Here is a 3,691-nt window from a genome sequence, read left to right as displayed (position 1 = left end):
ACGGCGGACGCCCTCTCCTCAACGCAGCCTGATCACCCGGCAACCCGGTCAACGTTTCCGGTCACAGCACTAGGCCCCGCATCAGGTGGCCTCGTCGCGCGCTGACAGGCCGTACAACCTGACGCACGCCGCGCTGTCGTCCTGCCCGAACGGTGGCATTAACCCAACCGAGGTTGCGGACCGTGCGGCCAACACCGTTGAGGTGCTGATGAGTCGGTACGCGAAGTGCCTCGACTGTCGGGAGGCGATCAACAACCGCAAGATCGAGAAGCTGCTGGACGAAGATGACTGACCGGCTCGGCCACGGTAGGCCCCTGGGGATTCCCGGGCCTTCTCGGGTTCCAGGCGTGACCTGCGGAAACGCTTCAAGATCCACGCCACGAATACGCCACAGCGCAGGTCACACGCCCGCACATCGCGGCGCGTGGCTGCACGTGGTCTAGACCTTGGAAAGATCCCGGACAGCAAAAGCCGCTGGTCAGCGGCTGTTTCACCTGATCGAGCTTGGGTGCCCCTGGCAGGATTCGAACCTGCGCACACGGCTCCGGAGCGGATCGCCCGCCCGTCGTCGACGTGTCCTCTGATCTGCGTGGAAACAGGAACGTGGCACACGCGGACGAAAGATCATTGCACGAATGCTGCACAACCAAATTGTTGCCTCATGCGCGTCCGACGCGGTCCCGCTCCGCTCGCTCAACAGCCGCCTTCGTGAGGGCCATCCGCGCTGCCCGGTCTCCGCCAGGGCGGGCGTACGCCGTTCCCTCAACCGCATGCTTGAACGCAGCATCTGCCTGTTCCCACGCGCGTTGCAGCGCGATCCCCTCGGCCACGGCCTCCGGACTCCAGTCCTCCGCAGGCCCGTTCGCCCTCATGTGCTTGCTGAGCGCCATGGCCACCTTGCCCACCGCACACTTGAGATCGATCAGATCCTGGGGGACCTCGATCTCAGCCATGCCGGCAATCGTAGAGGCGGCATAGGTCGGTTGCTTTGAGCGACCCCGATTCAGGAGGTCTGGGGACCTTTTGATCCGTAGCTGATCAAGCCTTGTACGCCCCAGTCCGTCACAGTCCCCCTGACCAGCAAGAACGCCGATCTTGCGTCCCGTACCGTCCGAGCCAATGCACCACAGTTCAGCCCCGTTGGCTCCCAGCTGGCTCCCAACTCCCCGACCCAAGCAACGCCATGCGGCGCTGCCGGCCGGACTGAACGAGTCCCCCGTCGCCGACGTGACCGTGACGCCGCTTCGCGTGAACGTCATTCGATCATCGGCCCGCAGGAACAGCGGCTCGTCCAACACGAACGTGAAGTCCTCGCACACGAACTCGTTCACGAGCACCATCCGCCCGACCACTGACGACCCATCAGCCGCGATCCGTATACCTACGAGCGTGGCACGCAGGCACCGCGGGTGCGAACACTTTTGGTCCCTAGCTCGCGCGAGGTCGGTCATCCGCGGTCATGTCGGTCGCCGACAGGGCGAAGATCGTAATTTTTCTGCCTAACGTTTGCTTTTATGTGCAAAATCGACTGACCACGCGCGAGCCTGCGCATCGCGGCGTAGCATTGCTTGGGGTGCCTGCGTGCGGCTGAAGGTAGGTAGGGAATGGACGTATCCAATATTCATATCCAGTCGTTTAAGAGCCTTTACGATGTGAACTGTGATTTCGGACATTTTACAGTTATTACTGGACCAAATGGCTCAGGGAAAAGTAATCTCGCTGAGGCGCTGAATTTTTTGGGGGAGGTTTATGACCTCGGCATCGAGATGGCCATAGGAAGGGCTGGTGGTTACGACAATATTGCGCATAGGCGGACACGCAGGGCTAAAAGACCCGTTACGTTCGCAGTCACATGCGTTCTGGATGCGGAGGATTTTGAAGGGCTGCCCAGACATTTCGAGGAAAAAACCCGGGTACCGCGTGATCTGCAACTTACGATCACCCACGAGTTCGCCATCAGAGCGCTAGCCAACTCTGGCGTCGCCAACTATAGGGTCGATTTTGAGAGGATTAGCGTATTTCGTGAAGGGCGCTCCATTGCGCGTATCGAGCGCAGCAAAGATGGAGAGGTGAGTGTCCAGCACGACCTTCGAACAAAGTTCGATAAAATGATTTTCGATCCAATCGGGGATTCGAAGTTCGTGAATTTCATCGAAACCCGTAGTCCTTGGCGCGAGGGTCTCACGGACACCTTTGCGCGATTCGTTATCGGGTTTTCTGTCGCCTTTCAGGGGCTGGCGCGAACACGGGTTTTCCAGCTTTCTCCCGGGCGATGCCGCGAAGCGGGTGTTCCGACGCCAAATGTGCGGCTCGGGAGGTACGGCGAGAATCTTCCGGCGGCAGCGGATTATCTACTAAAACAAGATGGCGAGGGATGGCAAAAGATCGTTTCCGCGATGCGGTCCATCATGCCGCAGCTGGGTGAGATCACAGTCTCACATAGTGAAGATCGTCGCTTGGCTCTAAAGTTTCGTGAGCAGGGTCTGGGGCGCCCGTGGAACGCTGGCGAGGTATCAGATGGGACGATTCAGGCCCTGGCATTGTTTGTCGCGCTGTACGATCGTCGATCTCCACTGCTGGTGATTGAGGAGCCTGAAAACTCCGTACACCCTTGGATTCTGCGACAGTTTATCGATCTTTGTAGGCAGAACGTGGGCAAGCAAATCATCATGACTACGCACTCCCCCATCTTGCTGGATTATGTGTCTCAGCGCGATGTGCGAATCATGTGGAATCAGGATGGCGCAAGCCACTATGGCCACCTTGAAGAGTTGGCTGGGCCGGCGCGAGACCTTATTTCATCCGGGGAGATCGACATCTTCGCAGCTTACGACAGCGGTGTTATCCGCGAGGCTGTTCCCCGTGGATTGGCTCATGCCCCTTTGGATGATGAGCCAGAACACGATGTTCTTGGCGAGGAAAAGTAGAGGGGGCGGCTGTGAAGGTTGCAATCATTACAGAAGGTGAAAGCGAGTATCGCTCCTTGCCCCACCTCTATAAGCAGATATCTGCCCACACGGGGTATGATTTTGTGCCGACGCTAAAGGTCAACATCCCTCCATTCATCCCTCTTCCCCAGCTTGCAAGGGCGTGTGCCAGTAGGATCAAGATTGCCCAGGCCAGTGGGGCTGATGTCATTATTTTCGTTTTTGATAGAGAACAGGATCAGATGTGTCCAGGTGCTCTTGCAGGAGAGCGCGAGAAGGCGTTCAGGAAGTACTTTGGCGATCAGTTGGACGTGCGGTTTGTCTACAAGAACCGCATGTTTGAGAACTGGCTAATTGCAGATGTTGATGCGTTGAAGGTGCAGACATCGAGATTTAATGTATCGTCGGCGGTAGTGCGCGCGGTTTCGCCGAATAAGGCAGACTCCTGCGATGCGCTGGAAATTCTCAAGCGAATGGCAGTCAAGAAGCCATATGACAAAGTTCTTGATGCCGAGCGAATTTGCAGGAGAATGGATGTCCTTAAGGCCGCGAAGAACAGTCGCAGCTTTAGGCATTTTTTGCATGTGCTGAAGCACGAAACATATGCCATGCAATGCAAGAAAGTGGGTTGAAATCAGCGTCAAATATTAGTATCGGGGCATTGCCTGGCCGTCGCCGTTGCGCTGTTCAGCTTGGTCGGCCGGGCCCCGCCGTGACCGGCGGCCACGCCGCACGCGCGGCGGGGCCCGGCCGGGCGGGCAGTG

The 3,691-nt window shown here is 58.0% G+C and carries 4 protein-coding genes; 3 read left to right on the top strand and 1 reads right to left on the bottom strand.

Annotated elements, in window-relative coordinates; all coding sequences use genetic code 11:
- The first annotated feature begins 85 nt into the window (after positions 1-85).
- On the top strand, positions 86-292 hold the full coding sequence (locus ACRX5S_RS13895; protein ID WP_436773194.1) for a hypothetical protein: 207 nt from the start codon (positions 86-88) through the stop codon (positions 290-292).
- Between the two features lie 367 nt (positions 293-659).
- On the opposite strand, the gene ACRX5S_RS13890 is transcribed toward ACRX5S_RS13895, so the two are convergent.
- Entirely contained in the window at positions 660-953 is a 294-nt protein-coding gene (locus tag ACRX5S_RS13890; protein ID WP_436773193.1) for a hypothetical protein, read from the bottom strand.
- Positions 954-1,604: 651 nt separating this feature from the next.
- On the opposite strand from ACRX5S_RS13890, the gene ACRX5S_RS13885 reads away from it, so the two are divergent.
- On the top strand, positions 1,605-2,927 hold the full coding sequence (locus tag ACRX5S_RS13885) for an AAA family ATPase (protein WP_436773192.1): 1,323 nt from the start codon (positions 1,605-1,607) through the stop codon (positions 2,925-2,927).
- An 11-nt stretch (positions 2,928-2,938) separates the two neighbouring features.
- On the top strand, positions 2,939-3,559 hold the full coding sequence (locus tag ACRX5S_RS13880) for a DUF4276 family protein (RefSeq protein WP_436773191.1): 621 nt from the start codon (positions 2,939-2,941) through the stop codon (positions 3,557-3,559).
- Positions 3,560-3,691 lie beyond the last annotated feature (132 nt).

Origin of the sequence: Yinghuangia sp. YIM S09857 (genome assembly GCF_051388915.1) — a bacterium.
Taxonomy (GTDB): domain Bacteria; phylum Actinomycetota; class Actinomycetes; order Streptomycetales; family Streptomycetaceae; genus Yinghuangia.
This window is presented reverse-complemented; position numbering and strand designations above follow the sequence as displayed.

Excerpts from the sequence above, each read along its gene's own strand:
- ACRX5S_RS13890 (WP_436773193.1), bottom strand. The coding sequence starts at position 953 with ATGGCTGAGATCGAGGTCCCCCAGGATCTGATCGATCTCAAGTGTGCG.
- ACRX5S_RS13885 (WP_436773192.1), top strand. The coding sequence starts at position 1,605 with ATGGACGTATCCAATATTCATATCCAGTCGTTTAAGAGCCTTTACGAT.